Source organism: Streptomyces sp. NRRL S-31 (genome assembly GCF_000718775.1).
Classification (GTDB): Bacteria; Actinomycetota; Actinomycetes; order Streptomycetales; family Streptomycetaceae; genus Streptomyces.
The window spans coordinates 17,573-35,903 of sequence record NZ_JOCB01000041.1 but is presented as its reverse complement, the minus strand read 5'-3'; the positions used below and the strand labels follow the sequence as shown (position 1 = coordinate 35,903).

Below are 18,331 nucleotides of genomic sequence, written 5' to 3'. Positions count from 1 at the left end.
ACGTAAGCCCGGATGATTCCGAACCGGGCAAACCGGGCACATCGGAGTGATGTGGGCCGGGCAAAAGCGAGATACGGTGCCAGGAGTTGCGGCGACACGGCCTGGATCGTCACCGTTTCGGCGGTCCCGACGGCCGGGTACTTGCGCGATCCGCCCCGCCCGTGTGGACTACGGCCAATGCTTCGCGCACGCGCGTGGCTGAGATATTCACCAAGACATGATCAGGAGGCAACCCGTGAGCGCGACCGCGGACCACGCGGAGGAGCGGACGAACCCTGCCGGCAGGCTGGGGTTCCAGCCCGGGCAGGTGGTCCAGGAGATCGGCTACGACGACGACGTCGATCAGGAGCTCCGCGAGGCCATCGAGGAAGTCGTCGAAGGCGACCTGATGGACGAGGACTACGACGACGTGGCCGACGCCGTTGTGCTGTGGTTCCGTGACGACGACGGCGACCTGACGGATGCGCTGGTGGATGCCACCACGTACATCGAGGAGGGCGGCGCGATCCTGCTCCTGACGCCGAAGACCGGCCGTTCGGGGTACGTGGAACCGAGCGACATCCAGGACGCCGCCACGACGGCCGGCCTGACGGCGTCGAAGAGCGTCAGCGTCGGCAAGGACTGGAGCGGAAGCCGGCTGGCGACGCCGAAGGCGGCCAAGTCCAAGAAGTGACCCCTTCGCCACCTGGGACGGGCCGGGAACACCCGGCCCGTCCGTGACCCCCGGTGACCGCTGCGTAGGCTGGGGGCCAGCGTTTGCTGTGCCCTCATCCGAACAGCCCACCGAAGGGATGCACGACGATGGCGATCCAGGTCGGCGACAAGGCGCCCGATTTCGAGCTCAAGGACAACCACGGCCGGACCGTGAGGCTCTCCGGCTTCCGCGGCGAGAAGAACGTGGTCCTGCTCTTCTACCCCTTCGCCTTCACCGGCGTGTGCACCGGCGAGCTGTGCGAGCTGCGCGACAACCTGCCGAAGTTCGCGGACCGCGACACCCAGCTGCTCGCCGTCTCCAACGACTCCATCCACACGCTGCGCGTCTTCGCCGAGCAGGAGGGCCTGGAGTACCCCCTGCTGAGCGACTTCTGGCCGCACGGCAACGTCTCGCGCGCCTACGGCGTCTTCGACGAGGACAAGGGCTGCGCCGTCCGGGGCACCTTCATCATCGACAAGGAGGGCGTCGTGCGCTGGACCGTGGTCAACGGCCTGCCGGACGCCCGTGACCTGAACGACTACGTGAAGGCGCTCGACACCCTGTGAGCCGGCCGCGGGCCGACACCGGTGACGTTTCGGCGCCAGGGTCTGCGAGGCGCGGGAACCCGTCACTAGGATCGGCACGTTGATCCCATATATCCGAAGCACGACGGGGCTCCCCGCCCCTGGACACCACATGGAGGACCCGTGGGAGTCAGCCTCAGCAAGGGCGGCAACGTATCGCTGACGAAGGAGGCCCCGGGCCTGACCGCCGTCATCGTCGGCCTGGGGTGGGACGTGCGCACCACGACCGGCACCGACTTCGACCTCGACGCCAGCGCGCTGCTGCTGAACAACTCCGGCAAGGTCGCGAGCGACCAGCACTTCGTCTTCTTCAACAACCTCAAGAGCCCCGACGGCTCGGTCGAGCACACCGGTGACAACCTCACCGGTGAGGGCGAGGGCGACGACGAGCAGATCAAGGTGAACCTGGCCGGCGTCCCGACCGACATCGAGAAGATCGTGTTCCCGGTGTCGATCTACGACGCGGAGAACCGCCAGCAGTCCTTCGGCCAGGTCCGCAACGCCTTCATCCGCGTCGTGAACCAGGCCAACCAGCAGGAGATCGCCCGGTACGACCTCAGCGAGGACGCCTCCACCGAGACCGCCATGGTCTTCGGCGAGCTGTACCGGCACGGCGCGGAGTGGAAGTTCCGCGCCATCGGCCAGGGCTACGCCTCGGGCCTGCGCGGCATCGCGCAGGACTTCGGCGTCAACGTCTGACCGGCGTCAGGCACCAGGGGCCGTGCGGCCCGCCGCACGGCCCCCCAGTCCGGCGCCGCACCGTTCGGGAGCGGCGCCGGACGCGCGGGACCACCAGGGAAGCACCACCAGGGGAGGACCAGCACCATGGGCGTCACGCTCGCCAAGGGGGGAAACGTCTCCCTCTCCAAGGCCGCACCCAACCTCACCAACGTCATGATCGGGCTCGGCTGGGACGCGCGTTCCACCACCGGTGCCCCCTTCGACCTGGACGCCAGCGCGCTGCTGTGCGGCACCGGCAACCGGGTGCTGGGCGACGACTGGTTCGTCTTCTACAACCAGCTCAAGAGCCCCGACGGCTCGGTCGAGCACACCGGCGACAACCTCACCGGCGAGGGCGAGGGCGACGACGAGTCGGTCCTGGTGGACCTCGGCAGGGTTCCGGCCCACTGCGAGAAGATCGTCTTCCCGGTCTCCATCCACCTGGCGGACGAGCGCGGCCAGACCTTCGGCCAGGTCTCCAACGCCTTCATCCGGGTCGTCAACCAGGCCGACGGCCAGGAACTGGCGCGCTACGACCTGAGCGAGGACGCCTCCACCGAGACCGCGATGATCTTCGGTGAGCTGTATCGCCACCAGGGCGAGTGGAAGTTCCGTGCGGTCGGTCAGGGGTACGCGTCGGGGCTGCGGGGCATCGCTCTAGACTTCGGAGTCAACGTTTCGTAAAGCCGCGTACGGCGCGGGGGAGACTTCCTCCCGGATCTCGTGTCCGGGAGGGACCCCCAACAGATGATGGGGTAGCCAGTGCTTCTGAAAACCTTCGGCTGGTCGTTCGCGGTCACCGCGCTCGGTCTGGTCGCGGCGGCGTTCTACGGGGGGTGGACCGCCTTCGGTGTCGTGGCGATCCTGGCCATCCTGGAAATCTCGCTGTCCTTCGACAACGCGGTGGTCAACGCCGGAATCCTGAAGAAGATGAACGCCTTCTGGCAGAAGATCTTCCTCACGGTCGGCGTCCTCATCGCCGTCTTCGGCATGCGGCTGGTCTTCCCCGTCGTCATCGTCGCGATCAGCGCCAAGATGGGCCCGATCGAGGCCGTCAACCTCGCGTTCAACAACAAGGACCGCTACCAGCAGCTGGTCACCGACGCCCACCCGGCGATCGCCGCCTTCGGTGGCATGTTCCTGCTGATGATCTTCCTCGACTTCGTCTTCGAGGACCGGGACGTCCAGTGGCTGCGCTGGATCGAGCGGCCCCTGGCCAAGCTCGGCAAGGTCGACATGCTGTCGGTCTGCGTCTCCCTGATCGTCCTGCTGATCGCGTCCTTCACCTTCGCCGCCCACGCCCACCAGCACGGCGGCGCCCACGCCGACAAGGCCCAGACGGTCCTGATCGCCGGCATCGCGGGCCTGATCACCTACCTGGTCGTCGGCGGTCTCTCCGGCTACTTCGAGGACAAACTGGAGGACGAGGAGGAGCGCGAGCACGAGGAGGAGGAAGAGGCCGCCCGCACCGGCAGGAAGAAGCCGGCGGTCGTCCTGGCCGGCCAGGCCGCGTTCTTCATGTTCCTCTACCTGGAGGTCCTGGACGCGTCGTTCTCCTTCGACGGCGTGATCGGCGCCTTCGCCATCACCAACGACATCGTCCTGATGGCCCTCGGCCTCGGCATCGGCGCGATGTACGTCCGGTCGCTGACCGTGTACCTGGTCCGCCAGGGCACCCTCGACGACTACGTCTACCTGGAGCACGGCGCCCACTACGCCATCGGCGCCCTCGCCGTGCTCCTCCTGGTCACCATCCAGTACCAGATCAACGAGGTGATCACCGGTCTGGTCGGTGTCGTGCTGATCGCCTCGTCCTTCTTCTCCTCCGTCCGCCGCAACCGCGCGCTGGCCGCGGCCGGCGCGGGCTCCGGCGAGAAGACCGAAGTCTCGTCCGGGGTGTGACACCCCGGACGGTGAGGAACGCTCTGAGCGGGGCGGCCGGCATGGCCGGCCGCCCCGTCGGCGTCAGAACGGGTACCTGGGGGCGGGAATGGGTTTCTTCGACGGACTGCTGGGCGGACGCGCCGCCGACTTCGACGCGGGCAGCGCGTCCGGCGACGCCATAGAGCTGACCAGGCGGCACCCCACGGTGTCCCTGACCAAGCAGGGGGCCGCCACCGGCAACCTGCGCGTCAACCTCACCTGGCGGATGCGCACCTCCGACTTCGGGGCCGAGCGCACCAGCCTGCTGCGGCACCCCCTCAGGGCGCTGAAGCCGCCGGAGGTGCTCGGCCACGGCCAGAGCATGGTCAACGTGGACCTCGACCTCGGCTGCCTGTACGAGCTGGCCGACGGCACCAAGGGGGTCGTACAGCCGCTCGGCGGCTACCTCGGGGACGTCAACGCCCCGCCGTACATCAAACTCAGCGGTGACGACCGGTTCGGCTCGGGGTCCGGCGAGACGATGTACGTCAACCTCGACCACCGGGAAGCCATCAAGCGGCTGCTGGTCTTCGTCTACATCTACGACCAGACCCCCGCCTTCGACCGCACGCACGCGATCGTCACCCTCTACCCCGGCAACGGCCCCCGCATCGAGATCGGCCTGGACGAGCGCCACCCCCAGGCCCGCTCCTGCGCCGTGGTCCTGATCGAGAACGTCAAGGACGAACTGATCGTCCGCCGCGAGGTGAAGTTCGTCTACGGCTTCCAGGGCGAGCTGGACCGCCTGTACGGCTGGGGACTCCAGTGGGGCAGGGGCTACAAGGCGAAGGCGGACAGATGACCGCCCGCGGCTACCGCCCGATGAACTGCGGCCCCTGCGGCGGCAGCCGGAAGTCCGGGTCCGCCCCCACGGTCACCGGCACCGGCACCGGCGCGGGCGCCTGCGCAGGCTGAGCCTGCGGGTACCCGTACGCCGGCTGCCCGGAGGTCTGCTGCGGATACCCGTACGCGGGCTGCGGCACCGGCAGCGCGGACGTCGGCTGCTCCGGCGGCAAGGGCTGGGACGCCGGCGGCTCCTCCTCCGCCTCCGACTCGTCCACCGAGATGCCGAAGTCCGTGGCGAGCCCCTTCAGCCCGTTCGAGTAGCCCTCGCCCAGCGCCCGGAACTTCCAGCCCTCCCCGCGCCGGTACAGCTCGCCGCAGATCAGCGCCGTCTCCGCGCCGGTCTCCGGGGTGATGTCGAACCGGGCCAGCGGCTCCCCGCCGCCGGCCGCCGCGTCGTGCAGCAGGATGCACAGCGCCGGCACCCGGTCGAAGGGGACCCCGTCCGCGGAGGCGACCAGCAGGACCCGGCCGATGCCCGGCTCGACGCCGGACAGGTCCGCCTGGATCGTGTCGGTCAGCCCCTCGGCGAGCTGCTTCTTGCCGAGCCGCCACACCGCCCCGGAGGGGTGCCGGGGCTGGTTGTAGAAGACGAAGTCCTCGTCCGAGCGCACACGGCCGTCGGCGCCCAGCAGCAGCGCCGACACATCCACGTCGGGGACCTCGGGCCCCGGTGTCCAGCGCAGCACGGCGCGCACCGTGGTGGCGTCCAGCGGGACGTTCGACCCCTTCAGCATCGCGTGCGTCATGCGGTCATCCTGCCTTCTCGGTCCTGGTCACGACAACGCGGGGCCGTGCCGCCGACATGGACGGGTTACCGGAAATTCATGCCCGCCGGGAACTGGCGACATGGATCCCTACGTACTATTACCGGCCACCCTTTACCGAACCCAGAGGCTCGGCTCGCATCCTGAGGGAGTCCTATGCGTCATTTCGGGCACATCGCCCCCGAGGTGCGACAGCACCTCTTCCATCAGGAGCCGTGCGCGTTCACCGCCGACTCCCCGGCCCGGCTGCTCTCCGCGGCCCTGGGCGCCACGCTGTACAGCCCGGCCACCCGGCCACGGCTCGCCGACGACGTCCTCAGACAGGCGGCGAACGGCGTGGTCTCGATGGTGCTGTGCCTGGAGGACTCCATCGACGACGCGGACGTCGTCGCGGGGGAGGAGAACCTCGTCAGGCAGTTCGCCGACCTCGCCGCCCGGCCCGGAGCGGAGCCGCCCCTGCTGTTCGTCCGGGTGCGCGCCGCCGAGCAGATCCCGGACCTGGTCCGCCGCCTCGGCCCGGCCGTACGGCTGCTGTCCGGGTTCGTGCTGCCCAAGTTCACCGAGGAGCGCGGCACCCCCTTCCTGGAGGCCCTGACCGCGGCGGAGCAGGCCGCCGGCCGCCGGCTCTTCGCCATGCCGGTCCTGGAGTCCCCCGAGCTGCTCTACCGGGAGTCGCGCGTGGAGACCCTGGAGGGCATATCCCGCGCGGTCGACAAGTACCGCGACCGGGTGCTGGCCCTCCGCCTCGGCGTGACCGACTTCTGCTCCTCCTACGGGCTGCGCCGCGCCCCCGACATGACCGCCTACGACGTCCAGGTCGTGGCCTCCGTGATCGCCGACGTCGTGAACATGCTCGGCCGTGCCGACGGCACCGGCTTCACCGTCACCGGCCCGGTCTGGGAGTACTTCCGCGTCTCCGAACGCATGTTCAAGCCGCAGCTCCGGCAGAGCCCCTTCCTCGAGGTGCAGGCCACCGAACTGCGCGAGAAGCTCCTCGCCCACGCCATGGACGGACTGCTGCGGGAGATCTCCCTCGACCAGGCCAACGGCCTGCTCGGCAAGACCTGCATCCACCCCTCCCACGTGCTGCCCGTGCACGCGCTCTCCGTGGTCAGCCACGAGGAGTTCAGTGACGCGCAGGACATCCTGCGGCCGGAACGCGGCGGCGGGGGTGTACTGCGGTCGGCCTACACGAACAAGATGAACGAGGTGAAGCCGCACCGCGCCTGGGCCGAGCGGACCCTGCTGCGCGCCGAGGTCTTCGGCGTCGCCAACGAGGACGTCGGCTTCGTGGAACTGCTCGCCGCCGGCATACCCGGCTGATCCTTCCCCTTCACCCAAGGAACGCATGAACAACGCAGTGAACGACGGGGTCTGGTCCGGCAGCTGGGTCGCCGAGCGGCTCGGAGTCGGACTCGTGGGCGACGACGGGCTGCCGGCCCTGCTCGGGCTCGCGCTGCGCCGCAACCCCAAGCGGGCCCACCTGCTGGTCTCGAACGTCCTCGGCAAGCACGTCCCGCAGTCGCCGGCCGTGGTCCACGACCACGGCGTCCGCCTGGGCCGGCGCGTCCGGGACCTGCTCGGCGAGGCGGAGGCGGCCGGTGCGGTCGTCCTCGGCTACGCGGAGACCGCGACCGGGCTCGGCCACTGCGTGGCCGACGGCCTGGGCGGGGCGCCGTACCTGCACTCCACGCGCCGCCCGGTGCCCGGCCTCGCCCCCGCGGGCGGCTTCGAGGAGGCGCACTCCCACGCCACGTCGCACCTGCTGCTGCCCGAGGACCCCGGACTGCTGGCCGGTGACGGGCCGCTGGTCCTGGTCGACGACGAGTTCTCGACCGGCAACACCGTGCTGAACACCATCCGTGACCTGCACCGGCGGTACCCGCGGCGGCGGTACGTGGTGGTCGCGCTGGTCGACATGCGGGCGCCCGGGGACACCGAGCGCCTGCGGCGGTTCGCGGCGGACATCGGGGCCCGGGTCGACGTGGTCGCCACGGCGTCCGGCACCGTGCGCCTGCCTCCGGACGTGCTGGAGAAGGGCCAGGAGCTGGTCGCGCGGTACACGTCCGCGGCCGGCGGCGACACCGGCGCGGACGGCCCCGCCCACCCGGCACGGCCGTCCGCCGGACCGGACGCCCCCCATGGGCGGCCGGGACGCGTCACCCGGGTCGACCTGCACTGGCCTCCCGGCCTCCCCGACGGCGGCCGGCACGGCTTCACCCCCGCCCACCGGGCCCGTCTGGAGGCGGCGCTGCCCGCTCTGGCCGGCCGGATCCGGGACGCCCTGCCCGCCGGCGCCCGCCGCGTGCTCGTGCTCGGCTCCGAGGAGCTGATGTACGCGCCGCTGCGGCTCGCCCGCGAGCTGGAGGGGACCACGGACGCCGAGGTGCGGTTCTCCACCACCACCCGGTCGCCCGTCCTCGCGGTCGACGACCCCGGGTACGCCATCCGCACCCGGCTGGTCTTCCCCGCCCACGACGACCCGGCCGACGGGCCCGGCGAGCGGTACGCCTACAACGTGGCCGGCGGCGGGTTCGACGCCGTCGTCGCCGTGGTCGACTCCGCCGGCGACACCCCGGCCCTGCACGCGCCCGGCGGCCTGCTCGCCGCGCTCGCCGCGCACACCCCGCACGTCCTGCTCGCGGTCGTCCCCTCGTACGCTCCCGCGCCCCCGCGCGCTCCCGAAAGGCCGGCCATGCTGCCCGAGCCCCTCCGCGGCCCCGCGTTCTCCTCGTACCCGCCGGACGAGGTGGGCTGGCTGCTCCAGGACCTCTCCGACGTCACCCTGGAGGCGCCGACCGAGGAGCGGGAGGAGGCCATCCAGCACGGCGGGGCGCACTACGCCGAGTCGCTGCCGGTGGAGTACCAGCCGAGCGCGCGGTACCAGGAGCTGTTCCACGCGGCCCTCGAGGAGTCGGCGGCCCGGCTCGCCCAGGCCGTCGGCGTGGTGACCGAGACCGTCCTCGCCGAGCGCACCCGGCCCGCCCCGGACGCGGCGGCCCCGGCGTCCCGCCCGGTGCTGGTCTCGCTGGCCCGCGCCGGTACCCCGGTCGGCATCCTGATGCGCCGCTGGGCACGGTTCCGGCACGGCCTGGACCTGCCGCACTACGCCGTGTCGATCGTGCGCGGCCGGGGTATCGACGCCACCGCGCTGCGCTGGCTCGCCGCCCACCACGACCCCCGGGACGTGGTGTTCGTCGACGGCTGGACCGGCAAGGGCGCCATCACCCGCGAGCTCGCCCAGGCGGTGGCCCGGTTCGAGGCGGAGGAGGGCATCACCGGGTTCGACCCGGAGATCGCCGTACTCGCCGACCCCGGTTCCTGCGTGCGCACCTACGGCACCCGCGAGGACTTCCTCATCCCCTCCGCCTGCCTCAACTCGACGGTCTCCGGGCTGATCTCGCGCACCGTGCTGCGCGCGGACCTGGTCGGCCCGGACGACTTCCACGGCGCCAAGTTCTACCGCGAACTGGCCGGCGCCGACGTCTCGGTGGCCTTCCTGGACGCCGTCTGCGCCCGCTTCGACGAGGTCGCCGGCACGGTCGAGGTGGCCGTCAAGGAACTGCTCGCCGAGGACCGCGCCCCGACCTGGGAGGGCTGGCGGGCGGTGGAGCGGATCAGCGAGGAGTACGGCATCCACGACGTGAACCTGGTCAAGCCCGGCGTCGGCGAGACCACCCGGGTGCTGCTGCGCCGGGTGCCGTGGAAGATCCTCGCGCGGGCCGGGGCCGGCGCCGACCTGGACCACGTCCGCCTGCTCGCGGAGCAGCGCGGGGTGCCGGTCGAGGAGGTCGCCGACCTGCCGTACACCTGCGTCGGACTGATCCACCCCCGGTACACCCGGGGCGCCACCGGCGCGGACGGCAAGGCGGTGAACGTCTGATGCCGGTGCTGGTGGCGAGCGACCTCGACCGTACGCTCATCTACTCCGCGGCGGCCCTCGCGCTGACCATGCCGGACGCGCGGGCACCCCGGCTGCTGTGCGTGGAGGTGCACGAGGCCAGGCCGCTGTCCTACATGACGGAGACCGCGGCCGGGCTGCTGACCGACCTCGGGGACGCGGCCGTCTTCGTGCCGACCACGACCCGGACGCGCAAGCAGTACCAGCGCATCAACCTGCCCGGCCCGCCCCCGGCGTACGCGATCTGCGCCAACGGCGGCCACCTGCTGGTCGACGGGGTCACCGACGCCGGCTGGCACGCGCGGGTGCAGGCGCGGCTCGCCGACGAGTGCGCCCCGCTGGACGAGGTCCGCGAGCACCTGCTGAGGGCCGCCGACCCGGTGTGGGTGCGCAAGCACCGGGTCGCCGAGGACCTCTTCGCCTACCTGGTGGTCGAGCGCGAACTGCTGCCCGGGGACTGGGTGAAGGAGCTGGCGGTGTGGGCGGAGGACCGGGGCTGGACGGTGTCCCTCCAGGGCCGCAAGGTCTACGCCGTGCCGAAGCCGCTCACCAAGGGCGCGGCGGTGCGGGAGGTCGCCCGCCGCACCGGCGCGGAGCTGACGCTGGCCGCGGGGGACTCCCTGCTCGACGCCGATCTGCTGCTGGCCGCGGACCGCGGCTGGCGCCCCGGCCACGGGGAGCTGGCCGACACCGGCTGGAGCGCGCCGGGGATCGACGCGCTGCCGGAGCGGGGCGTGCTGGCCGGGGAACGCCTCCTCAGGGAGTTCCTGAGAGCGGCGCGTCACCCCGGACGCGACTAACCGCAGCAGCCCCCGCCGCAGCAGCCCCCGCCCCCGCCCCCGCCGCCCCGCGGGGCCGGCGGGGTGCTGTTCGACACACCGCCCACGGCCACCGCGGACAGCAGCTTCACCGTGTCGTCGTGGCCCGCGGGGCAGTTGGCCGGGGCGGCGGACTCCGCCATCGGACGGTTGACTTCGAAGGTGTCGCCGCAGCTCCGGCAGCGGTACTCGTAGCGAGGCATGGGCCCAGATTAGCCGTCGCGGGTGTGCCGGGGGGAGGTCAATGTTTCATGAGTGTTGGCTTCTTCCCGGCATTCGGGCGGAGCAATCGAAAATGTTGCTGATAATTTGTGAACGCCGTTGCGAGGATGCTCAGCTCACCCGCGCGAGCAAGACCGAGTGCGGAGGGAGACGCAGGCGTGACCGATGCGTCGCAGGGGGAGGACGGCCCCATGGGGGGTGGCCGCGGCGAGGAGCCGGCGGACGCCGACGAGACCCTGCACCTGAGAGTCGACGCTCTCAGGGCGGACGAGACCATGCAGTTGCGCCTGCCCGCGCCACCGGAGCCGGTCGCGCCGGACGGCGGCCGGGCCGAGCGCCGGCGGAGCGCGCGCTCCGCCGGGCGTGAGCGGTCCCGGGGCACGGCCGCGACCGCGGCCACGGCCGGCCGCGTGCTGGGCCAACTGGCCCCGTACGCACGCCGCCTGGCCCCCTACGCGCGCCGTCTGAAGCCCGTCTACCCGCGCCCCGGCCGCACCGGCTGGCGCCGCTGGATGCCGTCCTGGCGCCAGTGGATCGGCGCCGTCCTGACCTCCTGCGGCCTGCTCGGGGCGTTCCTCGTCACCGCGTACGCGGTGACGGACATCCCGAGCAACCTGAACTCGTACGCGACCCAGCAGGACAACGTCTACTTCTGGTCCGACGGCACGCCGATGGCGCGCACCGGCTGGGTGCAGCGACAGGCGATGCCGCTGAAGGACATACCCAAGGACGTACGCTGGGCCGTGCTCGCGGCGGAGAACGAGAGTTTCTACTCGGACCCGGGCATATCCGCCAAAGGCATCACCCGGGCGGTCTTCCGCACCCTGGGGCAGGGGGACACCGAGGGCGGATCGACGATTACCCAGCAGTACGTGAAAAACGTCTACCTGACCCAGAACCAGACGGTCAGCCGCAAATTCACCGAGGCGATGATCTCCCTCAAGCTCGACAACAGGATGAGCAAGGACCAGATCCTGGAGGGCTACCTCAACACCAGCTGGTTCGGCCGCGGCAGCTACGGCATCCAGCGCGCCGCCCAGGCCTACTACGGCAAGGACGTCGGCGAGCTCAACGTCTCCGAGGCGGCCATGCTCGCCTCGCTGCTCAAGGGCGCCGGCCTCTACGACCCCACGCTCGGCAAGGCCAACCACGCCCGGGCCGTGGAGCGCTGGTCCTGGATCCTGGACCGCATGGTCAAGATCGGCAAGCTGACGCCGCGGGAGCGGGCCGAGTACGGCAGCTTCCCCGAGCCGCTGAAGAGCAACCCGCTGTATAACACCGGCGCCCAGAGCGACTACCTGGTGGAGCTGGCGTCGCAGTACGCCAAGAAGGCCGGGCACCTGACGGACAAGCAGTTCGACCTGGGCGGCTACCAGATCTACACGACCTTCGACCGCAAGCGGGAGCGGGCGCTCACCGACGCCGTCACCAAGGCCCGCGCGAAGGCCCGGGCGGACACCCCGGAGGCGGCCGAGAACGGCCACTACGGTGCCGCCTCGGCGGCCGCGGACGGCAGGGTCCTCGCCGTCTACGGCGGCCCGGACCACCGCAAGCAGGGCTACAACGAGTCCAACGCCACCACCGTCCCGGCCGGCACCGCGTTCACCCCGTTCGTCTACGCCGCCGGCCTCGAGCACGGGGTGCACAAGACGCGCGGCGGGCCCGCCACCCCCGTCACCCCGGACAGCGTCTACGACGGCGACGACGGCGTGCCCGTCACCACGCCCGAGGGGCCGTACTGGGACCGCAGCGGCAAGAAGGTCGCCGCGCACAACGCCGGCCGCAAGTCGTACGGGGACATCACCCTGCGCGAGGCGCTCGCCAAGTCGGTGGACACGCCGTTCATGCAGCTCGGCATGGACGCCGGCCTGGACAAGGTGCGCCAGACCGCCGAGGCGTCCGGGCTGCTCCCCTCCAGCATGGGCCCCCAGGTGCCCGCCCTGTCGCTGGGCACCTCCACGCCCAGCGCGATCCGGATGGCCGGCGGCTACGCCACCTTCGCCGCCGGCGGCACGCACACCGAGCCGTACTCGGTGCGCCGGATCACCCGCAACGGCTCCCCGATCGCCCTGGCCACCCCGCACCCCCGGCGCGCGGTCGGCGCCAAGGTGGCCGAGGAGGTCACCCAGGCGCTCACCGACTCCTTCCGCACCGCCCACCCGGAGGCGGCGGCCGGCCGGGCCGGGGTGTCCGGGAAGGCCGGCACCACCGACAAGGACACCGCCGCCTGGTACGTCGGCACGGCCGACTCCGTCTCCACCGCGATCGTCGTCTACCGGATCGACCTGGCCGAGTCCCTGGAGCCGCTGCCGCTCAAGGGGCTGGCCGGTACCCCCGCCCACAGCGTCCCGTATGCCCTCTGGTCGGCCGCGACGGGTCTCGGCTGAGCCGTGACCCGTCTCCCCCTCCCTCCCGCAGAATGAGCCGCGCATGCCCCGCAAAGTGTCGTCGTCAGGCCGCCGTCGAGCCCCCCGTCGCCGCAGTGTGCCCCGCGCCACCCGGCCACAGGTCCTGACGCTGGCCGCGTTCCTCGTCGTCGCCTCGCTGGTGGCCGGGTTCCTGGCGCTGTCCGGCACGGACGGCGGCGGCAGCACCCCGGCCGCCTCGGCCGACGGGAAGTCCAGCGCCGCGCCGAGGACCGGCCAGAGCCCGCAGTGGGACGGCAGGACCAGGATCCTCGGCGACGGCTCCACCTCCTACACCGGTCCGCAGCAGGGGCAGTTGGCGGCGAAGCCGCTCAAGCCGGGGGAGAAGCCCCCCCAGTTCGTGGTGTTCTCCTGGGACGGCGCGCTGGAGGGCAGCGACCACCTGTTCTCGCACTACCGGGAGCTGGCCAAGGAGTACGACGCCCACATGACCTTCTTCCTCACCGGCATCTATCTGCTGCCGAAGAGCAAGAAGGCGCAGTACCACGGCCCGATGCACTCCCCGGGCGACGCCGCGATCGACTACGCCACCGACGACCACATCCGCACCACGGTGGAGCAGCTGGGCAAGGCGTACCAGGACGGCAACGAGATCGGCACCCACTTCAACGGGCACTTCTGCGGCGCCAAGGGCGGCGGCGACTGGAGCGTGCGGGAGTGGAAGAGCGAGATCGACCAGTTCTTCTCCTTCGTGGAGCACTGGAAGACCAACACCGGCTTCAAGGACGTGCCCCCGCTGCCCTTCGACTTCAAGAAGGAGGTCGCCGGCGGCCGGGCGCCCTGTCTGGAGGGCCAGCCGAACCTGCTGAAGGCCATCAAGGACTACGGCTGGCGCTACGACGCCAGTTCGCCCGGCGACTTCCAGATATGGCCGTCGAAGAAGAACGGCATATGGGACTTCCCGCTCCAGATGCTGCCGTACGAGAGCGGCAAGTACCAGGGCCTGTCCATGGACTTCAACTTCCTCTACAACCAGTCCGAGGGCGAGACCCAGGGCGACCCCGCCAAGTTCCCCGAGTGGGAGCAGCAGACCGTCGACTCGTACATGGCCGGCTTCAACCGGGTGTACTACGGCAGCCGCGCACCGCTGTTCATCGGCAACCACTTCGAGGACTGGAACGGCGGCATCTACATGAAGTCCATCGACCAGGTGGTCAAGAACGTCTGCACCAAGAAGGGCGTCAAGTGCGTGTCCTTCAGGGAGCTGGCCGACTGGCTCGACGCGCAGAAGCCGCAGACCCTGGCCGCCCTGCGCAGCCTCGACCCGGCCCAGTCGCCGGACTGGTCGGCGGTCGTCAAGTAACAGGTCAGTAAGGCCGGTTCCACTTGTGCAACCCCCTTCACAATCGGCGCACCGGTCGTGCGAAGATGCCCATCGCCCGGTAGGTGTACCGGCGTAGAGGGGAACATCATTGAGATCTAGAAGACTGAGCCGTGGGCGGCGTCGTACGGCCATAGTGACCGCCGCGGCCGCCTCGGTGGTCGCCGGCGTGGCCCTGGTGCCCAACTGGAGCGCGGGTGCGGCGGTGACCGACGACCCGACGGTGGACGCGGCCACCAAGGCGACCTTCCAGAAGCTGGCCGACGCGGTCTTCACCGACCGCACCCAGGCCCTGGTGCAGGGCGCGGGGAAGGCCGAGACCCGGCACACGTCCGGCTTCTCCGGCTCCGTGCGCCTGTCCGGCGGGCAGACGCGGGAGCAGAAGTCGGCGCTGGACGAGCTGCGCGACCGCCGTGGCCGCCTGGCCGGCCTGGGCGAGAAGTACCGCGCGGGCAGCACCAAGGTCACGCTGGACGCCACCCGGGTCAAGGGCCGGCACGCCAAGGTGGCCGTCACCGAGGACACCACGCTGACCTACGCCGCCGGGACCACGGCGGGCGGTCCGCGGTCCACCGGCTTCCAGGCCCACCACGAGCTGTCCTTCACGGCCGACCGGCAGGGCAACTGGCAGCTCACCGGCATCAAGGACACCGATCAGGGCTACCTCGCGGTGAACCAGGTCGCCAAGCCCGACGTCTCCGGCGCCAAGACCGCCGCCGAGGACGACGGCCCGCCGTCGGCGGCCCGCGCGGCCACCACCCGGCCCGCACCGGCCGCCCCGAAGAACTTCTCGGCGACCGGCTACGACTACAAGGCCATGGTCGCGTACGCGCAGAAGTACTGGAACAAGTACAACCCGGACTACCCTGACTACAGCGGTCACGGGTCCGGCGGCGACTGCACCAACTTCGTCAGCCAGGCGCTGAAGGCCGGCGGCTGGAAGCACGTACCGGGTTACACGTACGACTTCCACAAGTGGTTCGGCAACAACGAGATCCAGTCCGACTCGTTCGTCGGCGTCAACGAGTTCTCCTGGTTCGCCCTGTCCTCCAAGCGCGTCACCAGCCTGGCCAACGTCTACCAGCTGGACCTCGGCGACGTGCTCCAGATGGACTTCAACCGGGACGGGTCCAAGGACCACTCGATGATCGTCACCAGCCGTGACAGCCGGGGCGTGCCGTACGTGAGCTACCACTCGACCAACACCTACAACAGGTCGGTGGCCAGCCTCGTCGCCTCGTACCCGAACGCCGCGTACTACGCCTACAGGACCTGACCCGGGTCCGGCTGCCGCGGGCCCCGCCGCCGCTCCCGCCCTTCCCGCCCCTCGGACCGCGTCCGCTGTTCCCGCGGGGAGGGCTCCGGGTGGCGGGCCCGCCAGTACGGGTTGTCGTACGGCAGGGTGTGGCCGACCCGGCCGTACATGCCGAAGGTCATCAGCAGCAGGCCCACGATGAAGCTGAAGAACACGTTCTGGATGCGGAACGCCAGGAAGTTGTTGGGCGTGTCCAGCAGCCCGAGGAACAGGAAGCCGTTCAGCAGGAACAGTACGCCGAGGACCATGTTCAGGGTCGACGCGAAGTTCCCGCCGATCACCATGCCGACCAGCAGCAGCGCGCCGATGCAGACCGACAGCACACTGAGCGTTCCGTTGGTGTTCAGGCCCGCGACCGCGTTCCGGCCGGTGTCGAAGAAGCCGATGTGGTTGATCAGGCCGAGGATGCCGAAGACGACGAGGAACGTGCCGATCAGGCCCGCGCCGATCCGGTAGATCCGGTTCAGCCGGTGGTCGACGGGCAGGTGGTCGTCCAGCCGGGCCCCCCGCCGCTCACCGGTCTTCCTGACGTGCACTGCGTGTGCGGCCATGTTCCGCCTCCTCGGGCGCTAGCGGAGGCCATCCGTCCATCAAATATCCGCCTGCCCCGCCCCACCGGCAACACGCGCGCCCCCGACGGGCCCCGGGCCCGCCGTCAGGAGTGCCCCGCGCCGCGCTCCTCGCGGATCCGCGCCACCACCCGCGCCACCGCCTGCCGCACCTCCTCCGTCTCGGTGAGGAAGTGCCAGTAGTCCGGGTGCCGTCCCTCCAGCGTGCCGATCGCCCGCTCCAGCCGGGCCACCGCGTCGTCCAGCGGCCCGGCGTCCCGCGGATCGGGGGTCGTACGGCCCGCCATGGCCAGCCGCTGGGCGTCCCGGATCGCGAACCGGGTCCGCTCGATCTCCGCCTGCGGGTCCTTCTGCACGGCGTTCAGCCGGGCCAGCCGGTCACCGGCGGCCGAGACGGCCTCGTCGGTGGTGTTCAGCAGCGCCCGGGCGGTCGACAGCAGCGAGGTGGCGTCCGGCCACCGCTGGGCGTCCCGCGCCGCCTGCGCCTCGCGCAGCTTCAGCTCGGCCTGCCGCACGCTGCGAGCCGCCTGTCCGGGCACCTGCTGGAGGTCCTGCCAGCAGGCGGCGGCGAACCGGCGCCGCAGCTCGCTCAGTACCGGCTGCACCTGTTCGGCCCGCGTGGTCAGCGCCTGTGCCCTGGTCCGCAGGGACACCAGCCGGTGGTCGAGCTCGGCCGCCAGCTCCGGCAGCCGCTCCGCCTCGGCCCGGATCGCCCCGGCCTCCCGCTGCACCCGTTCGGCCCGCTCCAGCGTCGCCCGCACCCCGTGCTGTCCGGCACCCTGGTTCAGCCGGGTCAGCTCCGGGGAGAGGGCCGCCAGCCGCGCGGCCGGCCCGTCGGCCCGCAGGCCGCGCTCGCGTACGGCGTCCAGGGCGTCGCTCGCGGCCAGCAGCGACTGCCGGGCCCGCTCCACGGCGGGTGCCAGCCGGGCCAGCCGGGTCTCCGCGTCGTCCAGCAGCGGGCCGAGCGAGCCGGCGAACCGGTCCAGTTCCGCGCGGACCCGGTCGAGTTCGCCCTTGGCCGTGGTCAGCTCGGCGCGCGCCCGGGCGGCCGTAGCGGCCTCCAGGTCGTCCCGGTCCAGGTCGTGGGCGTCCACGGCCTCGATGTACTGCCGGCTGACCTCGTCGATGCGCCGCCCGAGCGCCTCGAAGCCGGAGACGGCACGCCGGGCGGCGGGGGAGTCGTCCACCGCCGCGATGGTCTCGACCGAGATCCGCAGGTCCCGCTGGGCGGTGTCGAGTTCGTAGAACGCCGTCGCGGCGGCGTCCTTCGCGGCCTGTGCCTCGGCCCGGTGGGTCTCCGCCCGCCCGCCGAACCAGCGCCGGGTGCCCCCGCCGGCGAACGCGGCGGCCAGCGCGGGCGCGGCCAGCAGCGGCAGGGCCAGCAGGGTGAGGGTGTCCCACAGGGGCGGGCGGCCGGGCCGGGCCCGGGTGCCGTACGGCGGCGGGTACGGCGGTGTCGCTGGCGTGCCCGGTGTCGCCGTCACATCCCTCTCCCGTGTGGTGCTTCGCCCTGGGTGGTGCCATTCTCCCACCCGTGGAGGACGAACACACGGGTCGGTCGGTTCGCGTGCGCACCGTGACGTCCCGGCCGCGCCCGGACCGGTACCCCGGCAACGGCCCCGCGTCGGAAGCGGCCGGGGAGGACGGTTTGCCGTGCGGCCCGCCGGGCAATGTAGGCTGTCGGCCTGTCCCGGGTGCGTAGCTCAGGGGTAGAGCGCCTGCCTTACAAGCAGGATGTCGGCGGTTCGAAACCGTCCGCGCCCACCGGTCCGGCCCCTCGGAGACTCTCCGAGGGGCCGGTTCTGTTCCGCGTGCCCTACTCCCCCCGCTCTTCCGCCGTCCCCACGGGGGCGTGCTTCAGCCGGGAGCGGGCCTCCACCCGGTCGCCCGCCGCGACCTCGGCCCAGAAACGGTGCGTGCTGACGAACACCGCCAGCTCGTGCTCGCGCCGCCGCAGCTTCTCCACCTCGGCCTGCTCGTCCTCGGTCCAGCCGGGGGACGCGGGTCGCTCCACCTTGCGCCAGCCGGTGTCGTCGGTGAAGCCGTCCATCGGCTCCACCGACCAGGGCAGCCGCTTGAGCAGGGCCGACAGCTCGGCCCGGACCTGATGCAGCTCCTCCTGGCCGGCGAGGAGGTCACTGGGGAAGTCATAGGTCGTAGCCACATGACAATGCTACGCCTGTTCGATTTTCGATGGCGAGGCCGGCCGCGCGGTTCCGGCCGGGTTC

17 protein-coding genes and 1 tRNA gene are annotated in these 18,331 nt (G+C 71.5%); 13 read left to right on the top strand and 5 right to left on the bottom strand.

Features of this window, described 5'->3' with window-relative positions; translation table 11 throughout:
* The first annotated feature begins 235 nt into the window (after positions 1–235).
* The 6 genes from IF37_RS0117925 (at position 236) to IF37_RS0117900 (ending at position 4,723) form a co-directional block, all read left to right on the top strand.
* The gene (locus tag IF37_RS0117925) at positions 236–673 is read left to right on the top strand and encodes a DUF3052 domain-containing protein (RefSeq protein WP_030743323.1); all 438 of its coding nucleotides are present in this window, start codon (positions 236–238) and stop codon (positions 671–673) included.
* 128 nt (positions 674–801) lie between these two features.
* Positions 802–1,260 carry a peroxiredoxin gene (locus IF37_RS0117920; RefSeq protein ID WP_030743320.1) on the top strand — a complete coding sequence of 153 codons (459 nt, stop codon included), beginning with the start codon at positions 802–804 and terminating at the stop codon, positions 1,258–1,260.
* A gap of 141 nt (positions 1,261–1,401) precedes the next feature.
* Entirely contained in the window at positions 1,402–1,977 is a 576-nt protein-coding gene (locus IF37_RS0117915; protein WP_030743318.1) for a TerD family protein, read from the top strand.
* A 126-nt stretch (positions 1,978–2,103) separates the two neighbouring features.
* Positions 2,104–2,682, top strand: a complete 579-nt coding sequence (locus IF37_RS0117910; protein ID WP_030743317.1) for a TerD family protein — start codon at positions 2,104–2,106, stop codon at positions 2,680–2,682.
* Positions 2,683–2,760: 78 nt separating this feature from the next.
* The gene (locus tag IF37_RS0117905) at positions 2,761–3,900 is read left to right on the top strand and encodes a DUF475 domain-containing protein (RefSeq protein WP_030743315.1); all 1,140 of its coding nucleotides are present in this window, start codon (positions 2,761–2,763) and stop codon (positions 3,898–3,900) included.
* An 88-nt stretch (positions 3,901–3,988) separates the two neighbouring features.
* Positions 3,989–4,723 carry a Tellurium resistance gene (locus IF37_RS0117900; RefSeq protein WP_030743313.1) on the top strand — a complete coding sequence of 245 codons (735 nt, stop codon included), beginning with the start codon at positions 3,989–3,991 and terminating at the stop codon, positions 4,721–4,723.
* Between the two features lie 10 nt (positions 4,724–4,733).
* Here IF37_RS0117900 and IF37_RS0117895 read toward each other — a convergent pair whose 3' ends face one another.
* Entirely contained in the window at positions 4,734–5,513 is a 780-nt protein-coding gene (locus IF37_RS0117895; protein ID WP_030743311.1) for a TerD family protein, read from the bottom strand.
* A 174-nt stretch (positions 5,514–5,687) separates the two neighbouring features.
* Here IF37_RS0117895 and IF37_RS0117890 point away from each other — a divergent pair, with 174 nt between their 5' ends.
* From IF37_RS0117890 to IF37_RS0117880, 3 genes are read left to right on the top strand one after another with little or no spacing between them, the layout of a single operon-like run.
* A complete protein-coding gene (locus IF37_RS0117890) occupies positions 5,688–6,854 on the top strand; it encodes an HpcH/HpaI aldolase/citrate lyase family protein (protein WP_030743309.1) in 1,167 nt (388 codons plus the stop codon).
* A 25-nt stretch (positions 6,855–6,879) separates the two neighbouring features.
* Positions 6,880–9,414, top strand: a complete 2,535-nt coding sequence (locus IF37_RS0117885) for a phosphoribosyltransferase (RefSeq protein ID WP_030743307.1) — start codon at positions 6,880–6,882, stop codon at positions 9,412–9,414.
* Positions 9,414–10,232 carry a hypothetical protein gene (locus IF37_RS0117880; RefSeq protein ID WP_030743305.1) on the top strand — a complete coding sequence of 273 codons (819 nt, stop codon included), beginning with the start codon at positions 9,414–9,416 and terminating at the stop codon, positions 10,230–10,232. Before IF37_RS0117885 ends, IF37_RS0117880 begins: the two co-directional genes overlap by 1 nt.
* On the opposite strand, the gene IF37_RS0117875 is transcribed toward IF37_RS0117880, so the two are convergent.
* Positions 10,229–10,453 (bottom strand): zinc ribbon domain-containing protein, encoded by a 225-nt coding sequence (locus IF37_RS0117875; RefSeq protein WP_030743303.1) that lies wholly within the window; start codon positions 10,451–10,453, stop codon positions 10,229–10,231. The two genes, IF37_RS0117880 and IF37_RS0117875, sit on opposite strands and share 4 nt — an antisense overlap.
* A gap of 177 nt (positions 10,454–10,630) precedes the next feature.
* Between IF37_RS0117875 and IF37_RS0117870 the strand changes: the two genes are divergently transcribed.
* The 3 genes from IF37_RS0117870 (at position 10,631) to IF37_RS0117860 (ending at position 15,495) form a co-directional block, all read left to right on the top strand.
* Positions 10,631–12,859: a transglycosylase domain-containing protein gene (locus IF37_RS0117870; protein WP_367647083.1), complete on the top strand. Its 2,229-nt coding sequence runs from the start codon at positions 10,631–10,633 to the stop codon at positions 12,857–12,859.
* Between the two features lie 43 nt (positions 12,860–12,902).
* Complete coding sequence (locus IF37_RS0117865; RefSeq protein ID WP_030743300.1) at positions 12,903–14,201, top strand: hypothetical protein; 1,299 nt, start codon at positions 12,903–12,905, stop codon at positions 14,199–14,201.
* Positions 14,202–14,355: 154 nt separating this feature from the next.
* Positions 14,356–15,495 carry an amidase domain-containing protein gene (locus IF37_RS0117860; RefSeq protein WP_253915797.1) on the top strand — a complete coding sequence of 380 codons (1,140 nt, stop codon included), beginning with the start codon at positions 14,356–14,358 and terminating at the stop codon, positions 15,493–15,495.
* Here IF37_RS0117860 and IF37_RS0117855 read toward each other — a convergent pair.
* Positions 15,483–16,085: a DUF4383 domain-containing protein gene (locus tag IF37_RS0117855; RefSeq protein ID WP_030743295.1), complete on the bottom strand. Its 603-nt coding sequence runs from the start codon at positions 16,083–16,085 to the stop codon at positions 15,483–15,485. The two genes, IF37_RS0117860 and IF37_RS0117855, sit on opposite strands and share 13 nt — an antisense overlap.
* A gap of 104 nt (positions 16,086–16,189) precedes the next feature.
* Positions 16,190–17,587 carry a hypothetical protein gene (locus IF37_RS0117850; RefSeq protein WP_030743293.1) on the bottom strand — a complete coding sequence of 466 codons (1,398 nt, stop codon included), beginning with the start codon at positions 17,585–17,587 and terminating at the stop codon, positions 16,190–16,192.
* Positions 17,588–17,795: 208 nt separating this feature from the next.
* Between IF37_RS0117850 and IF37_RS0117845 the strand changes: the two genes are divergently transcribed.
* Positions 17,796–17,867 (top strand) — tRNA-Val (locus IF37_RS0117845).
* A gap of 52 nt (positions 17,868–17,919) precedes the next feature.
* Here IF37_RS0117845 and IF37_RS0117840 read toward each other — a convergent pair.
* Entirely contained in the window at positions 17,920–18,267 is a 348-nt protein-coding gene (locus IF37_RS0117840; RefSeq protein ID WP_030743291.1) for a hypothetical protein, read from the bottom strand.
* Between the last annotated feature and the right edge of the window lie 64 nt (positions 18,268–18,331).

Excerpts from the sequence above, each read along its gene's own strand:
- IF37_RS0117880 (WP_030743305.1), top strand. The coding sequence starts at position 9,414 with ATGCCGGTGCTGGTGGCGAGCGACCTCGACCGTACGCTCATCTACTCC.
- IF37_RS0117920 (WP_030743320.1), top strand. The coding sequence starts at position 802 with ATGGCGATCCAGGTCGGCGACAAGGCGCCCGATTTCGAGCTCAAGGAC.
- IF37_RS0117900 (WP_030743313.1), top strand. The coding sequence starts at position 3,989 with ATGGGTTTCTTCGACGGACTGCTGGGCGGACGCGCCGCCGACTTCGAC.
- IF37_RS0117895 (WP_030743311.1), bottom strand. The coding sequence starts at position 5,513 with ATGACGCACGCGATGCTGAAGGGGTCGAACGTCCCGCTGGACGCCACC.
- IF37_RS0117910 (WP_030743317.1), top strand. The coding sequence starts at position 2,104 with ATGGGCGTCACGCTCGCCAAGGGGGGAAACGTCTCCCTCTCCAAGGCC.
- IF37_RS0117885 (WP_030743307.1), top strand. The coding sequence starts at position 6,880 with ATGAACAACGCAGTGAACGACGGGGTCTGGTCCGGCAGCTGGGTCGCC.
- IF37_RS0117865 (WP_030743300.1), top strand. The coding sequence starts at position 12,903 with ATGCCCCGCAAAGTGTCGTCGTCAGGCCGCCGTCGAGCCCCCCGTCGC.
- IF37_RS0117890 (WP_030743309.1), top strand. The coding sequence starts at position 5,688 with ATGCGTCATTTCGGGCACATCGCCCCCGAGGTGCGACAGCACCTCTTC.
- IF37_RS0117855 (WP_030743295.1), bottom strand. The coding sequence starts at position 16,085 with ATGGCCGCACACGCAGTGCACGTCAGGAAGACCGGTGAGCGGCGGGGG.
- IF37_RS0117875 (WP_030743303.1), bottom strand. The coding sequence starts at position 10,453 with ATGCCTCGCTACGAGTACCGCTGCCGGAGCTGCGGCGACACCTTCGAA.